This is a genomic window from uncultured Bradyrhizobium sp. (genome assembly GCF_947648125.1).
Taxonomy (GTDB): domain Bacteria; phylum Pseudomonadota; class Alphaproteobacteria; order Rhizobiales; family Xanthobacteraceae; genus Bradyrhizobium.
Map to the genome: position 1 here is coordinate 274,285 of NZ_CANSMR010000003.1, position 14,541 is coordinate 288,825.

A 14,541-nucleotide genomic window follows, 5' to 3' on the forward strand; every position below is an offset into this window, starting at 1 on the left:
TCTCGCTTTATGCAGGCAGTGGATTAGCCGGGTTCCGATGTCAGCGCCAGTATCATTATGCAACCCGCCATGCGTCCGGCAGGCATACCAGGAGCCCGTAGCCCGGATGGAGCGAAGCGCAATCCGGGACGTTTCCACGGGCAAAGTCCCCGGATTTCGCTTCGCTTCATCCGGGCTACGCAGCCGACTTCTACGGCAGCACCTCGCGCCGGTCGCTGAGCTGGGCGTCCAGCTCGGCGCGCTTGTCGTCGAGCAGGCCGGCGTCGGCGGCCTCGATCACCGAATAGAGCTCGCCGGCGTCGCTGAGCCGGGTCACCGTCACGTAGTCGGCGCCGGCCGTGTAGAGGTCGTCGACACCGGTCAGCAGATCGGCGGTGGCAACAACCTTCGCGGTCGGGTTCAGAGCGCGGACGTGGCGTACCAGCTTCTCGTTGTCCGCGCCGACCAGGAGGAAATCCGGCACGCTCAGGATGATAATCTCGGCCTTGCCGATGCCGGCGTGAACCAGCGTATCGACATTGCTGATGTCGCCATAGATCACGTGCATGCCGCGGTCGGTCAGCGTGCGGAACACCAGCGGGTTGAAGTCGATGACGCTGATCTGCTCGAGCAGCGACTGGTTCTGCCGCTCGATCTGGCTGATCAGCGCGCTCGCGGCACGGAAAAAACCGAGGATGACGATGCGCCGGATTTCGCCATGTCCTTCCTCCTGGCCGCCCTCCTGCCCGGACTCGCCGCCGCCCTCGCGTCGATGGTCGAGATCACGCAGCCCGATCCGCTTCAACGGACCGATCAGGCCGCGCACGATCTGGTCGCTGCGGCCCATCGCGAAGGTCGAGAGTACGGCGAGCACCACGAAGGCGAACGATGCCGCATTCGCGGTTTCGGTCCCGATATGGTTGGCGGCAACGCCGGTCTGGATCACCACCAGCGAGAACTCTGATATCTGCGCCAGATTGATCGCCGGCAGCAGGCTGGCGCGCAGGCCCTGCTTCATCAGATAGAGCGGCGTGAACGTCGTGACCAGGCGGCTCACCACCGTGAAGGCCGCGATGACAAGCGCAAGCCAGATCACCTGTAAGCCCGGGATCGGGATCGTCATGCCGAGCGCGACGAAGAACAGCGTGATGAAGAAATCCCGCAGCGTCGTAACCTTGGCGGTGACGTCGAGCGCGTAGGGAAAGGTCGAGATCGAGACGCCGGCGACCAGCGAACCCATCTCGCGCGACAGGTGCAGCCGCTCGGCGATCTCACCGATCAGGAAGCACCAGGCGAGCGCGCCGAGCAGCACGAGCTCGGGACGGCGCGCGATCTGGTGGAACAGCCGCGGCAGCACGTAGCGGCTGAGCACCAGCGCGGTCGCGACCAGCACCGCGACGCGGGCGATCGACAGCAGCACGACGCCGATCTGCAGATTGTCCAGGCTCGGCTGCACCGCCAGGAACAGGATCGCGAAGATATCCTGCAGCACCAGCACGCCGAGCGTGATGCGGCCCGGCAGCGTGTCCAGCTCGCGCTTCTCGTAGAGCACCTTGACGATGATGACGGTCGAGGACAGCGCGCAGGCGACGCAGAGATAGACCGCATCGAACTTGCCGCCGCCGATCGCAAGGCCGATACCGGCAAAGAACGCGACACCGATCAGGCAGCCGGCGATCAGCTCGCCGGCGCCGGCGAACAGGATGACCTTGCCGGCACGGATGATCTTCTTGAGGTCGATTTCCAGCCCGATCATGAACAGCATGAAGATCAGCCCGAGCTCGGAGATGACGCTGATCGACTCCTGGGACTTGACCCAGCCCATGCCGAATGGACCAATGAAAAAGCCGGCGATAAGGTAGGCGAGTATCAGCGGTTGCCGGGAGAAATGGGCCAGCAGCCCAATCCCCCAGGCAAACAGGATACAGAGCGTGATATCGCGAATCAGTTCATGCATGCGTCAAAGACTTCCTGTTGCCGCAACCTAGAGGGCCGGGCGTGAGGATCAACCGAGCAATGTGTCACATCCGCGCAGGCGGCATTTTTCTGGCAGTTCTGCTCTGCCTGCTCACCGTGCGCATGACGGAGGCGCTAGCACAATCCTCCGGAAGTATTGAACAAAACTTTGCGAACTCGCTGACCGCGGTGCCAACGGAAGGCCTCACCGCATCCGGTGCATTCTACGTGCCGGTGTATTCCAGCGTGTCGATGAGCCAGGGCAAGCTCAGGGCCGATTTCTCGGTGACGCTCAGCGTGCACAACGCCTCCGAGACAAGGCTCCTGGTGCTGAAGCGGATCGCCTATTTCGACACATCAGGCAAGATGGTGGAGAGCTACCTCAAATCGCCGATCGCGCTAAAACCGTTTGCGACCGTCGAGGTCTCGGTCGCCACCACCGATACCCGCGGCGGCACCGGCGCGAATTTCGTGGTCGATTGGGCGGCCGCCGGCGAGATCGCGGAACCGGCGGTCGAGGCGTTGATGGTCGGCAGCGTCGGCGCCGGGCACTATGCCTTCATCAGCCAGGGCCGCCCGATCCGGCTGACCGGCAAGAACTGACTTCATGGAAGGCCGCTTCCCGCGGGCCTTCTCAACGACAACAACACGGAGCGAAACGTCCATGTCCACCTCAGCCCAGTTCGACTTTGCACCGCTGCTTCCGGCCGGCCTGCCTGCGCCGGCCGCACGATGGACCGGGCTCGCGAAGTACAGCTTCGTCGGCGGCAACAACGATCCCGATCAGGTTCCGGTCGACGGGCTGCTGGAGGCGGTCAGCGCCGTGCTGAAGCGCGAGGGCAGGAATCTCGCGACCTACAACCTCGCGCACGGGCCGCAGGGCTACCTGCCGCTCCGCCAGTTCCTGACCGAGAAGCTGAAGCGCGATGCCGGGATTGCCTGCACGCCGGACGAGATCATGATCGTTTCCGGCTCGCTGCAGGCGCTTGACCTCGTCAATCACACCTTGCTCGCCAAGGGCGACACCGTGCTGATCGAGCAGGAAACCTATCAAGGCTCGCTGAACCGGCTGACCCGGCTCGGCGTCAACGCGGTCGGTATTCCCCTCGATGGCGACGGCATCCGGATTGATGCGCTGGCCGCAGCGCTGGCCGATCACAAGCGGCGCGGCATCACGCCGAAATACATCTACACCATCCCGACGGTGCAGAACCCGACCGGATCGATCCTCCCCGAGAGCCGCCGCGCCGAGATGCTGAAGCTGTCGAAAGAATACGGCGTGCCGATCTTCGAGGACGATTGCTATGCCGATCTGATCTGGAACGGCGAACGGCCCCCCGCGATCTATGCGATGAGCACGCATGGCGGCGTGATCCATATCGGCTCGTTCTCGAAGTCGATCGCGCCGGCGCTGCGGGTCGGCTTCATCGTCGCGCTCTGGGAGATCATGTCGCGGATGCTGCCGCTGAAGACCGACGCCGGCTCCGGCGCGCTGGAGCAGATGGTGCTGTCGGAATATTGCGCGCCGCATTTTGCGACCCACGTGCCGCGGCTGACCAAGGGTTTGCGCGCCAAGCTCGACACGCTGATGGAGGCGCTGAACGAGCAGTTCGGCACCTCGGCCGAGTTCGAGGCGCCGAAGGGCGGCATCTTCCTCTGGGTCAAGCTGCCCGACAATGTCGACACCATGAAACTCTATCAGGCGGCGCTTACCGCCGGCGTCTCGATCAATCCGGGACCGGAATGGTCGACCAGCAAGGCGCATTCCGGCAGCCGGCTCCGCCTCTGCTTCGCGAGCCCCTCGCACGAGCAGATCCGCGAAGGCGTCGCGGTGCTGGCTGAAGTGTGCCGCAAGGAGTTCGGCGTGCCGGCGCGCAGCAGCAATGTGGAGAACCGCGGCTAGCTGCCTGCCGTACAGCAAGATGGATTGCTTCGCTTCGCTCGCAATGACGACTGACCGGTCTTTGCCGTCATTGCGAGGAGCGCAAGCGACGAGCAATCCATCTCTCCACTCGCTCTCACCTCACCGAAAACGGCGCCTGATAGGGCCGGCCGAACGGCACGCCGTTGACCACGGTCTGCACCGGCTTCAGCTGCAGATTGCCGTCGCGTTTGTTGTTGCGGGTGTCGACGAAGGAGACCGGGCCTTCGATGAGGTCCATGATAGCGACATCGCCGGGCGCGCCACGCTGCAACGTGCCGATCTTCGGGGTGCGGTTGATGATCCGCGCCGGCACCGAGGTCGCCATCGCCACCACCTGATCCAGCGAGGAGCCCATCGCCAGGAACTTGCTCATCACGTTGGGCAGGAACGGGATGCCGGGCGAATTGCCGGAGAAGACGTGGATGTCGGACGAGATCGTATCCGGCGTGCAGCCGGCGGGGATCGCGATCTCGGCCACCGTGAAATCGAAGCTGCCGCCGCCATGGCCGACATCGAACAGGACGCCGCGCTGCTTGGCCGCGAGCGCCGCCGGCAGCAGCTTGCCGTCCTGCACGATGTTGGTGAAGGCGCCGGACATGTTCGGCGCGCCGGAATAGGCATGGGTGAGGATATCGCCCGGCCGCAGCAGATCGAGGATGTCGGACATCAACTCCCTGGTCTCGACGCCGCCGATATGCACCATCATCCGCGCCGGCCAGCCGCACATCTCGCAGGCCTGGATGCCGCGCTTCAGCGGCTCGATGCCATGCTTGAAGATGACGTTCTCCGACATCCGTACCTTGACCCCGATCAGGAAGTCAGGGTTCTCGGCGAGCGCCATGGCGCAGGCTTCGACCTGCGCATTGTCGATGTTGTAGAGCTCGGCTACCGGGAAGGCCGACAGGCCGTTGTTGGCGATATGGAGGAAGGCGTAGATCCGCGTCCGCGACTGCGCCACGATGAAGCGGCGCAGCGCCGCGAGATTGTTGACGCCGGCATCGCCGGCCGAGACCACGGTCGTGGTGCCCTGGAATTGCACCAGCTCGTCGGCGGCAATGCCGATCGCCGAGCCGTAAGGATAGACGTGGCAGTGCAGATCGACGAGGCCCGGCATCACGAGCTTGCCCGATGCGTCGATGGTCTTGACGGCGCGCGCAGCCGGGATCTCGTCCTCGATCGCCTCGATCAGGCCCCAGCGGATGCCGATGTCGCGCTTGCCGCGCAGCGATTGGCTGGGATCGATCACGTCGCCGCTCTTGATGACGAGGTCGAACTTGTCGTCTGGCCCCATCGCCGCAGCCGCCGGCCCTGCGACCACAGCAGCCGCGGCCGATCCCGTACCTTTCAAAAAATCCCGGCGTGAAAATTCGCTCACGGCAACGTCCCCCCGAACATTGATTTTTATGGCGCGATGATGCGTCGGACGCCGGGGTTAGGCAAGACCACCGAAAGAGGCTTAGCGCTCACGCGTCGATTGTGCAGCGAACGCGCGGCGAGCGTTGCGGTGGCACAGTTGCTGAACAGGCGTTCAGAAAACTCCCCTGGTTCCTGAGGAACGTTTCGATGCCCGCACGGTTGCCTCCTCGCATCATTTGAGGAGGATGAGATGAAAAAGATTGGCTTTGTACTTGCGGCGATTGGTACGCTTGCAGTGGCCGTTCCGTCGATCGCGAGCGCCGAGACCGTCGTAATCAAGCGCGGTGGCCATCACCACTGGGATCGTGGCTGGGGCGCGCGCGCCGAGATGCGCCATGACCGTGGCTGGCATCGCGGCTGGCACCATGACCATGACCGCGCGATGGTCATCAGGCGGGACCGCTACTAAGTACCGGCCCCTACGAAAGACCGACACAACGGAAAATGGCTCCTCGGGGAGCCATTTTCTCGTTCTCCGTCCTTATCCAGATGCGCGCAGATCTCAATCCCACGCCGGAGCAAAACCCGGATTGACGCAGCGCATGTCCTTGCGTAGCGCAGCGATCGCCTTGCGATCGTCGTCGTCGAGCTCAACCTTCAGCGCATCGAGATTGGCCTGTTGGCTTTCGGCACGTGAGGCTTTCGGGATCGCGGCAACGCCGTCCTGATCGAGCAGCCATTTCAGTGCCACCTGCGCTGCGGTCGCATCATGCTTGCTGCCGATTTGCGCGAGCGTCTCGTCGGTCGCGAAGCGACCCTGCGCCAGCGGACAATAGGCCACCAGCGGGATCGATTTCGCGGCGAGATATTTCCGCACCGGCGCCTGGTCCAGCATCGCGTGATATTCGATCTGGTTGCAGGCGATCGGCGCCTTGATGTCCTCGACCACGGTCTTGAGCAGCGCGGTGGTGAAATTGGCGACACCGATCGCGCGGGTGCGGCCCTCCTCCTTCAGCTGCATCAGCGTCTCGAAGACAGCCGGCAGCTTCATGCTCCGCGAGGGCCAGTGCACCAGATAGAGGTCGACGTGATCGAGCCGCAGCTTCTTCAGGCTGGTGTCGAACGCCTTCCGGATCGCATCCGGCGCCAAATTCTCGTGCCAGACCTTGGTGGTCACATGCAGGTCCTTGCGCGCGACCTTCGCGTCCGCGATCGCCGCCCCGATCGCTTCCTCATTGCCGTACATCTCGGCGGTGTCGATATGCCTGTAGCCGAGCCCGAGCGCGCTCTCGACCGCCGCGCGGCAGGCATCGCCCTGCATGCGGAAGGTGCCGAGCCCGAGCTGCGGCAGGCTGATGCCCTGTGTCTGCAGATTGTCCATGGATAGCTCCTGACGCGTGGGACGCCGATGTCATCGACGACGTCACGCCAGCAAATCGTCTGTAAGGAATGAAATTGGCAGGACTGCCAATACGGCAGTCTGCCCGCAAACCGGCCCTTCGGGCAAGGCGCCCGCAATCAAGATGTCGCGACGAGTCCTGGTTTGACGCGTTTTCTTCACGCGAACCGGGACTCCACTTCGCCCGAAAACGCTATGGGTTAGATATGCTGCGCCATGATCTGGCCGGGCCGCGCATCCGGCCGCGGCTCGATGTCGACCGACCAGAGGTCGTGGTTGTCGACGTCCTTCAGCGTCACTTTCATCACGCCGGTCTTGCCGTCGATGTCGACGCGGCCGAAGAACTGCAGGCCGAAGCACGGCGCGAGATTGTCGCCCTGCTCGGCCGAGCAGCCCTTCTGGTACATCGCCTTCGGGCCAAAGGTGTTGTCAAGCTCGCCCGGCGACCAGGTGCCGGCATGCAACGGACCGGAGACGAATTCCCAGAACGGCTCGAACTCCTGGAACACCGCGCGGTTCGGATCATAGTGATGTGCGGCGGTGTAGTGCATGTCGGCGGTGAGCCACACCGTGTTGCGGACACCGGCGCGCTTCATGAAGGACAGCAAATCGGCGATCTCGCGCTCGCGCCGCTCGGGCGGGCCGTCGCCGAGCGCGACCGCATCCAGGCTGACGAGCCCGATCGGCAAATCCGCGGCGATCACCTTCCAGACGGCATCCGATGCCACCAGCTCCCGCTTCAGCCACGCGAGCTGATCCTGCCCGAGGATGAACGCCTGATCCGGATCGCCCTGCTTGTTCCAGCTGGAATCGCGGTAGGAGCGCATGTCGATGATGAAGACGTCGAGCAGCGGCCCGTAGGCGATCTTGCGATAGACCCGGCCGTCGCGCTCCGGCATCAGCCGCATCGGCATGAATTCATGGAAGGCCCGCCGCGCCCGCGCCACCAGGCGCGAGGTGCCGTCGGTATCGTAGCCGGTCGCATCAGTGGTGCCGATTGGCGACCAGTCGTCGGCCACCTCGTGATCGTCCCACTGCGCGAAGACAGGCACCTCGGCGTGGAAGGCGCGGAAATTCTCGTCGAGCCAGTTGTATTTGTAGTTGCCGCGAAACTCTTCGAGGCTGTGCGCGACGACGGATTTTTCCTCGGTGACGACGTTGCGCCAGACCTCGCCGTTCGGCAGGGTCTGCTCCGACGGCACCGTGCAATCCGCGTAGATGTGATCACCGGAGTGGATGAAGAAATCCGGGCGCTCGTTCAGCATGGTGCGGTAGCTGCGCAGGCCACCGCGCGCGGGGTCGATGCCCCAGCCCTGCCCCACCACGTCGCCGGACCAGACGAACGAGACCGAGCGGCGGTCGACCGGCGCGGTGCGGAAATGCCCAATGCGGCTTTCGCCGGCGATGCCGTCGCGATCCTCGAAACGGATCCGGTAGAACAGGTCCTGTCCCGACGGCAGGCCATCGAGCAACAGTTTTGCGGTGAAGTCGCGCTCGGGCAGTGCATCGGCGGTTGCCGCGCGCAGGATGGAGGCGAAGCTCTCGACCGCGGCGCATTCGATGTGCATGCGCGCGGCGCGATCGGCGCGGGCCCAGATCACAGCGGAATCGCTTGCGACGTCGCCGGACTGGATGCCCGCGATCGCGGGCCGATCCGCGGCGCGGCTCAGATATGGCTTTGCCAGCGCGCCCAATCCTGCCAGCGCGGCCGTCGACGCCGAGCGCACCAGAAGCTGACGCCTTGTGAGGCCTCGCCCCCTCGCGGAGATCGCTGTCGGCATCGAATAACCTTCGTCGAATCGCAACGAAGGTTTTGCCTGCGCTGTTTGACTCCGCCCTTACGGTTTCTTGACTCTGCGCCGACGGTTTTGCGACGGCGGGATGACTCGGGGGGGATTTCCGTCATTGCGAGAAGCGTTAGCGACGAAGCAATCCATCGCTCCGTGCGTGCTGGAGCATGGATTGCTTCGCTTCGCTCGCAATGACGTGACTAGAGTGCCGCGCGAACGCCCCTCACCGCTGCCAGTTGCAGATGCCGCCGGTGCGGCACGGCCAGGTCTGGATCCTGACGTCGCGAGCTTCCGCATCGAGCGGGTTCGAATGGCGCCGCGCGAGCTTGGCGCGGGCGGGAACGCGCGCCACTGCGCGCCTGCGTTCATGCGGCGCCGTCACCCTGGCTGTTCGCACCGCCTTCTGAGGCTCGACTTTCGGCTGCTCCACTTTCGGCTCGACATTGGCGTGCTGATCCGGGCTGCGATCGGTCTTCGCCTCGACCGGAACCGGCTGGAACTGCGCCGGCGGGCCAAGCCGCTTTGGCGACAAGACCGCTTGGGAGAGATCGAGACTGAAGAACTCGCTGGGGCGATACTCGTCCGCAAACGCCACGCCACCCAACGCCAGACAGGCGGTGCAAACAGTTGCAACAAAAGCGCTTTTCAGGACCATCAAAGGGCCTCCTGAAATCACTCGAACAGAACAGCCATCATGTAGGAGCCCGGCCGCGCGAATCCAGCCGCGGCCGCGGGCAAAGTTACCGGTCAACCAAGGCGGCCGTGGAAAGTTCCCGCCGCCTGCCCTACTCGGCGGCCTGTGCCAGCGGCTGGCCGATCGCGCGTTCCAGTCGCGCGCATTCGGTGCGATAGCGAGCGACGTTGCCTTCCTTGATGTGGCCATAGCCGCGCACGAGGTCGGCGGCCTTCGCCAGCGCCACCAGGCGCGGCAAATCGAGCGGCTTCTTGCCGTCGAGGTGACGCAGGATCATCGCGGAATAATCCACCGGCAGCGCGCGCTCCATCTTGCGCTCGGCGGTGTAGCCGAAGATGTCGAACGCGGTGCCGCGCAGACCCTTCAGCCCCGCCAGCAGGCCGAACGCCTTGAAGATCCACGGCCCGAACTCGCGCTTCTGCAAACGCCCGGTGACGGGATCGCGCTGCGCCAGCAACGGCGGCGCCAGCAGGACCTTCAGACCGGAATTGCCCTCGAACTGCTCCCTCAAGGCCCTGCTGAACTCGCCGTCGGAATAGAGCCGCGCGACCTCGTATTCGTCCTTGTAGGCCATCAGCTTGAACAGGCCCTTGGCAAAGGCCTCGGTCAGGTCCTGCGAGCCCGATGCTGCCGCCGCTTCTGCTGAGCGGACGCGCGCGACGTCGTCGAGATAGCGCTTGGCATAGGCCGCGTCCTGATAGCCGGTGAGGAATTTGGCACGGAACGCGATCGCCTCGTCGAGCGTCTTCTTTGCAGGTGCTGTGCCTGCGTTCTTGAAGCGCGCCGCGCTGACCACGCGCTGCAGATCGTGCGCGGCGAGCCGGCCCCACGAGAACGCGGTCTTGTTCATCTCGATCGCAGCGCCGTTGAGCTCGATCGCCTTCAGGATGGCCTCGAGCGACAGCGGGATCGCGCCGCGCTGGAAGGCAAAGCCGAGCATGAAGGCGTTGGTCGCGATGCTGTCGCCCATCAGCGCGGTTGCGAGTCCGGTGGCATCGAGGATGTCGAGATCATCCGGTCTCACCGCGCCGTTCAGCGCATCGCGCATCGAGCTGGCCTCGAAGTCGATGTCGGGATCAATCACGAAGCTCGCGGTCGGCAACAGGTCGGCGTTGACGACGGCGCGGGTGACGCCGCGCTCGGCACGGCTCAGCGCCGGCACGCTGGTGGCGACGACGAGGTCGCAGCCGAGGATCAAATTGGCATTGCCCGGCGCGATGCGGACCGTGGTCAGCATGTCGGCCGCGGGCGCGAGCCGGACATGGCTCATGACCGCGCCGTTCTTCTGCGACAGGCCGGTGAAGTCGAGCGTCGAGCAGGCGAGCCCCTCGACATGCGCGGCCATGCCGAGCAACGCGCCGATGGTGATGACGCCGGTGCCGCCGATGCCGGTGATCAGGATGTTGTAGGGGCTGCTCAATGCGGCCGCGGGCGGCGCCGGCAGGTCCGCGAACAGCGCCTTGGGATCGGCCGCGGTGCGGTCGGCCTTGCGCAGCTTGGGATCCTGCACCATCACGAAGCTCGGGCAGAAGCCCTCAATGCAGGAGAAATCCTTGTTACAGTTCGACTGGTCGATGCGGCGCTTGCGGCCGAGCTCGGTTTCCAGCGGCTGCACCGAGACGCAGTTCGACGCCACCGAGCAGTCGCCACAGCCTTCGCAGACGCGCTCATTGATGAAGACACGCTTGGCCGGATCGGGAAACAGCCCGCGCTTGCGGCGACGGCGCTTCTCGGCGGCGCAGGTCTGGTCGTAGATCAGGACGGTGAGGCCCTCGATCTCGCGCAACGTGCGCTGCACAGCGTCGAGCTCGCGGCGATGATGAATGGTGGCGCCGGACGGGAAGTAATTGGCGGGATATTTGTCGGGATCGTCGGAGACGATTGCGAGTTTCTTGGTGCCCTCGGCCGCGACCTGGTGCGCGATCTGCGCCACCGTGAAGCCGCCTTCGGCCGGCTGGCCGCCGGTCATCGCGACCGCGTCGTTGTAGAGGATCTTGTAGGTGATGTTGACGCCGGCCGCGGCCGCCGCGCGCAGCGCCAGCAAGCCGGAATGCGTGTAGGTGCCGTCGCCGAGATTCTGGAACACGTGCTGTTCGCTGGTGAACGGCGCCTGCCCGATCCAGCTCACGCCCTCGGCGCCCATATGCGAGATGGTCTGGGTGTTGCGGTTCGGCACCGACAGCGCCATGCCGTGACAGCCGATGCCGGCCATGGCGCGGCTGCCTTCCGGAATCTTGGTCGAGGAATTGTGCGGGCAACCCGAGCAGAAATACGGCGTGCGCTGCAGCTTCGCGGTGCCCGTGCCCTCGGCCGGGCGGTCAAACGCCTCGAGTTTTGCCAGACGCTGCTCCAGCAGCGGGCTGTGATGGCCGAGCCTGCGCAGACGCGCGACGACGGCGGCAGCCACCATGGTCGGCGTCAGCTCGCCCTCGCTCGGCAGCAGAGGCGCGCCGCTCTCGTCGCGCTTGCCGACCACCGACGGACGCTTCGATGCGTCCATGTTGTAGAGGATGCGGACAAGCTGGTCTTCGATGAAGCCGCGCTTCTCCTCGACGACAAGCACGTCCTGCAAGCCTTCGGCGAAGTCCCGCGCGCCGCGCGCTTCCAGCGGCCAGGTCAGCGCCACCTTGTAGATGCGCAGGCCCAGCGCCTGCGCCTCGGCATCGGTGATGCCGAGATCGGCGAGCGCCTGGCGCAGATCGAGATAGGCCTTGCCGGTCGCCATGATGCCGAGCCGCGCCGACTTCGAATCCAGCACGATGCGGTCGAACCGGTTGGCGCGGGCGAAGGCCGCGACCGCCTCCATCTTGGGCCCGTGCAGCCTGCGCTCCGCCTCCAGCGGCGGATCCGGCCAGCGGATCGAGAGCCCGCCCGGCGGCATTTCGAAATCGTCGGGCATGATGATCTTGATGCGATCGGGATCGCTGACGATCGAGGCCGAGCTTTCGACCGTCTCCGAGATCGCCTTGAAGCCGACCCAGCAGCCGGAATAGCGCGACAGCGCGAAGCCGAGAATGCCAAGGTCGAGATAGTCCTGCAGCGTCGCCGGATTGACCACCGGCATCAGCGCCGAGGCGAACACCTGCTCGCTCTGATGCGCCAGAGTGGAGGACTGGCAGCCATGGTCATCGCCGGCGAGCGCGATCACGCCGCCATTCGGCGAGGTGCCGGCTGAATTGGCGTGTTTGAGTGCGTCGAGCGAGCGGTCGACGCCGGGGCCCTTGCCGTACCAGATGCCGAACACGCCATCGACCTTGGCGCCGGGGAACATGCCGACCTGCTGGCTGCCCCACACCGCGGTCGCCGCCAGATCCTCATTGAGGCCCGGAACGAAGGCGATGTCGTGCTCTTTCAGGAACGATTTCGCCCGCCACAGCGCGTGGTCGTACATGCCGAGCGGCGAGCCGCGGTAACCGGAGATGAAACCCGCGGTGTTCAGCCCGTGCGCGCGGTCGCGTTCGCGCTGCAACATGGGCAATCGGACCAGAGCCTGGGTACCGGAGAGGAAGATTCGTTTCGTATCCAACCGGTATTTGTCGTCCAGTCCAACTTCCATCAACGCCATCAGATTCAGGCTCCCCGCCGATCAGGTCACGCCGGTCCGAACCGGTCTCATTGTCTTGCCCATGATCATGCATCAGCATGCACTGATTTTGTTATGCATGAACAGCCCCGTTCCATGGCCGCAGCACATATCTCGTGTTGCGCATGCGAGGCCATGTTTGCTCTGCGAGGCTTGCCGAACCCCGGCATCTTTGAAACGGTGACGCGCAAAGGGAGACCAAGGATGATTAGAGTCGAATCCGCATTCACGACGGAAATCGTGGAGAACGGCAATTTGCTGGTGGGTCCCTGGCGCAGCCCGAAGCAGATGCTTCAGGCCCAGACCTACGACTCCCACGCTTCGATCCACGACGATGCAACCGCGCAGAAGCTCGGCTTCCGCGGCGGCACGATCGAGGGACCGACCCATTTCAGCCAGTTCGCGCCGCTGTGCGAGCGGATCTGGGGCCGCGCCTGGTTCATGACCGGGTGCCTGTCCGCGCATTACCGCAATCCGGTGTTCGAAGGCGAGGAGGTGCAGGCCCAGATCGAGAAGCCGAAGCCGGGCCAGACCGTTTGCGCGGTCGGGATGATCAAGCGCGACGGCACCGAGATCCTGCGCGGCACCGCCTCGATCGACGGCGACGGCACGGAGACCGCGCTTAGTCGCCGGCTTGGCGAATTGAAGCCGCTGACCGATCCCGTGATCCTCGCCGACATCAAGGTCGGCATGAAGACGCCCCGGCAGGCGATCAAGATGGATTTCGACCAGAACATGGGCGATCTCTATCCGTTCTCGCTGGCCGACAAGCTCAAGGTGATCACCGAGCCTTCGGACTATTATTCGCTGGAGTACAATCCCTGGGGCCGCGCCATCATCCCGATGGAGATGCTGAGCGTGCTGTTCCAGTACCGCGCGCGCGAGGACCGGCTGCCGGTCCGTGGCCCGGCCGTCGGGCTGTTCGCCGATCAGGAGATCCGGCTGGTGCGCGGGCCGCTGTTCCCGGGCGAGACCTATTGGGTCGAGCGCGAGGTCGTCGCGTTGTCGGGCAGCAAGCGCACCGAGAGCATGTGGGTGCGCTCGACCGTGTTCGATGCCGATGGCGCCGTGGTCGCCACTATGTTGCTGAACGGCGCCAGCATGAAGGACTCCTACGCCAACTACGAGCAAGAGCACAAAGCGCTCTACGGCTGAAGCGCCAAAGCATGATCCGGAAAAGTGCGAAGCGGTTTTCCGAAAAGATCATGCTCAAACAATTGAACTAAAGCGCGATGACGATTCAACCCAATCTCATCGCGCTTTAGCCGCCTGTTCCGCAAGCCGCCGAACCAAGGACAACAACAATGGCCCGCCTGCCCTATCTCGAAGCCGACCAGGTCGCGCCCGAATATCGCGACATGCTCAAGCGCAACACCAATTTGCACAAGCTGCTGGTCAACTCGCCGGACATGGCGCGCGCCTTCAACGGCATCGGCGGCTATATCCGCTTCAAGAGCAAGCTCGATCCGCGGCTGCGTGAGCTTGCGATCCTGCAGGTCGGCTGGCTCGAGAAGTCGGAATACGAGTTCACCCATCATGTGAAGATCGGCAAGGAGTTCGGCGTCACCGACGAGGACATCAAGGGCCTGATCGCGGAGACCTCTGGCGAGCCGTCGAAGCTCGAGCCGCTGGCGAGAGCGATCCTCAGGGGCGCCCGCGAGATGGTGCGCGAGCTCGCGATGTCGGAGGCAACCTTCGCCGAGATCAAGCGAGAGCTGTCCGACGAGCACATGACCGACCTGGTGCTGACGATCGCGTTCTACTGCGCCGTGGTGCGCGTGCTCGCCACCATGCAGATCGATAACGAACCGACCTACAAAGAGGTACTACAGCAGTACCCGATCCCGGGAGTGAAGTGAC

General features: G+C 64.5%; 11 protein-coding genes. 5 read left to right on the plus strand and 6 right to left on the minus strand.

The genetic code is table 11. The annotated features are described in order from the left end of the window. Window positions 1–190 precede the first annotated feature (190 nt). Window positions 191–1,936 carry a cation:proton antiporter gene (locus Q0030_RS08265; protein WP_298365264.1) on the minus strand — a complete coding sequence of 582 codons (1,746 nt, stop codon included), beginning with the start codon at window positions 1,934–1,936 and terminating at the stop codon, window positions 191–193. Between the two features lie 122 nt (window positions 1,937–2,058). On the opposite strand from Q0030_RS08265, the gene Q0030_RS08270 reads away from it, so the two are divergent. Together Q0030_RS08270 and Q0030_RS08275 are read left to right on the plus strand one after the other, a co-directional pair. Continuing rightward, window positions 2,059–2,538, plus strand: coding sequence for a DUF3124 domain-containing protein (locus Q0030_RS08270; protein WP_298365753.1), 480 nt, complete (start codon window positions 2,059–2,061; stop codon window positions 2,536–2,538). 61 nt (window positions 2,539–2,599) lie between these two features. Further along, entirely contained in the window at window positions 2,600–3,838 is a 1,239-nt protein-coding gene (locus Q0030_RS08275; protein ID WP_298365266.1) for a PLP-dependent aminotransferase family protein, read from the plus strand. 115 nt (window positions 3,839–3,953) lie between these two features. Here Q0030_RS08275 and Q0030_RS08280 read toward each other — a convergent pair whose 3' ends face one another. After that, window positions 3,954–5,234: an amidohydrolase/deacetylase family metallohydrolase gene (locus Q0030_RS08280; protein WP_298365268.1), complete on the minus strand. Its 1,281-nt coding sequence runs from the start codon at window positions 5,232–5,234 to the stop codon at window positions 3,954–3,956. 231 nt (window positions 5,235–5,465) lie between these two features. Between Q0030_RS08280 and Q0030_RS08285 the strand changes: the two genes are divergently transcribed. After that, window positions 5,466–5,684, plus strand: coding sequence for a hypothetical protein (locus Q0030_RS08285; protein ID WP_223969873.1), 219 nt, complete (start codon window positions 5,466–5,468; stop codon window positions 5,682–5,684). 93 nt (window positions 5,685–5,777) lie between these two features. Here the strand turns inward: Q0030_RS08285 and Q0030_RS08290 are convergent, their stop codons facing one another. From Q0030_RS08290 to Q0030_RS08305, 4 genes are all read right to left on the minus strand, one after another. After that, on the minus strand, window positions 5,778–6,596 hold the full coding sequence (locus Q0030_RS08290; RefSeq protein ID WP_298365270.1) for an aldo/keto reductase: 819 nt from the start codon (window positions 6,594–6,596) through the stop codon (window positions 5,778–5,780). Between the two features lie 218 nt (window positions 6,597–6,814). After that, complete coding sequence (locus tag Q0030_RS08295; RefSeq protein ID WP_298365272.1) at window positions 6,815–8,395, minus strand: alkaline phosphatase D family protein; 1,581 nt, start codon at window positions 8,393–8,395, stop codon at window positions 6,815–6,817. A gap of 232 nt (window positions 8,396–8,627) precedes the next feature. Then, window positions 8,628–9,059, minus strand: a complete 432-nt coding sequence (locus Q0030_RS08300) for a hypothetical protein (RefSeq protein ID WP_298365274.1) — start codon at window positions 9,057–9,059, stop codon at window positions 8,628–8,630. Window positions 9,060–9,189: 130 nt separating this feature from the next. Further along, on the minus strand, window positions 9,190–12,663 hold the full coding sequence (locus tag Q0030_RS08305) for an indolepyruvate ferredoxin oxidoreductase family protein (protein ID WP_298365276.1): 3,474 nt from the start codon (window positions 12,661–12,663) through the stop codon (window positions 9,190–9,192). 222 nt (window positions 12,664–12,885) lie between these two features. Here Q0030_RS08305 and Q0030_RS08310 point away from each other — a divergent pair, with 222 nt between their 5' ends. Both Q0030_RS08310 and Q0030_RS08315 read left to right on the plus strand, forming a co-directional pair. Then, window positions 12,886–13,836, plus strand: coding sequence for a hypothetical protein (locus Q0030_RS08310; protein WP_298365278.1), 951 nt, complete (start codon window positions 12,886–12,888; stop codon window positions 13,834–13,836). A 149-nt stretch (window positions 13,837–13,985) separates the two neighbouring features. Beyond that, on the plus strand, window positions 13,986–14,540 hold the full coding sequence (locus tag Q0030_RS08315) for a carboxymuconolactone decarboxylase family protein (protein WP_298365281.1): 555 nt from the start codon (window positions 13,986–13,988) through the stop codon (window positions 14,538–14,540). The last annotated feature ends 1 nt before the right edge of the window (window position 14,541 follow it).

Coding starts and splice junctions, on each gene's coding strand:
- Q0030_RS08265 (WP_298365264.1), bottom strand. CDS start 1,936: ATGCATGAACTGATTCGCGATATCACGCTCTGTATCCTGTTTGCCTGG.
- Q0030_RS08270 (WP_298365753.1), top strand. CDS start 2,059: ATGACGGAGGCGCTAGCACAATCCTCCGGAAGTATTGAACAAAACTTT.
- Q0030_RS08275 (WP_298365266.1), top strand. CDS start 2,600: ATGTCCACCTCAGCCCAGTTCGACTTTGCACCGCTGCTTCCGGCCGGC.
- Q0030_RS08285 (WP_223969873.1), top strand. CDS start 5,466: ATGAAAAAGATTGGCTTTGTACTTGCGGCGATTGGTACGCTTGCAGTG.
- Q0030_RS08290 (WP_298365270.1), bottom strand. CDS start 6,596: ATGGACAATCTGCAGACACAGGGCATCAGCCTGCCGCAGCTCGGGCTC.
- Q0030_RS08295 (WP_298365272.1), bottom strand. CDS start 8,395: ATGCCGACAGCGATCTCCGCGAGGGGGCGAGGCCTCACAAGGCGTCAG.
- Q0030_RS08300 (WP_298365274.1), bottom strand. CDS start 9,059: ATGGTCCTGAAAAGCGCTTTTGTTGCAACTGTTTGCACCGCCTGTCTG.
- Q0030_RS08305 (WP_298365276.1), bottom strand. CDS start 12,663: ATGGCGTTGATGGAAGTTGGACTGGACGACAAATACCGGTTGGATACG.
- Q0030_RS08310 (WP_298365278.1), top strand. CDS start 12,886: ATGATTAGAGTCGAATCCGCATTCACGACGGAAATCGTGGAGAACGGC.
- Q0030_RS08315 (WP_298365281.1), top strand. CDS start 13,986: ATGGCCCGCCTGCCCTATCTCGAAGCCGACCAGGTCGCGCCCGAATAT.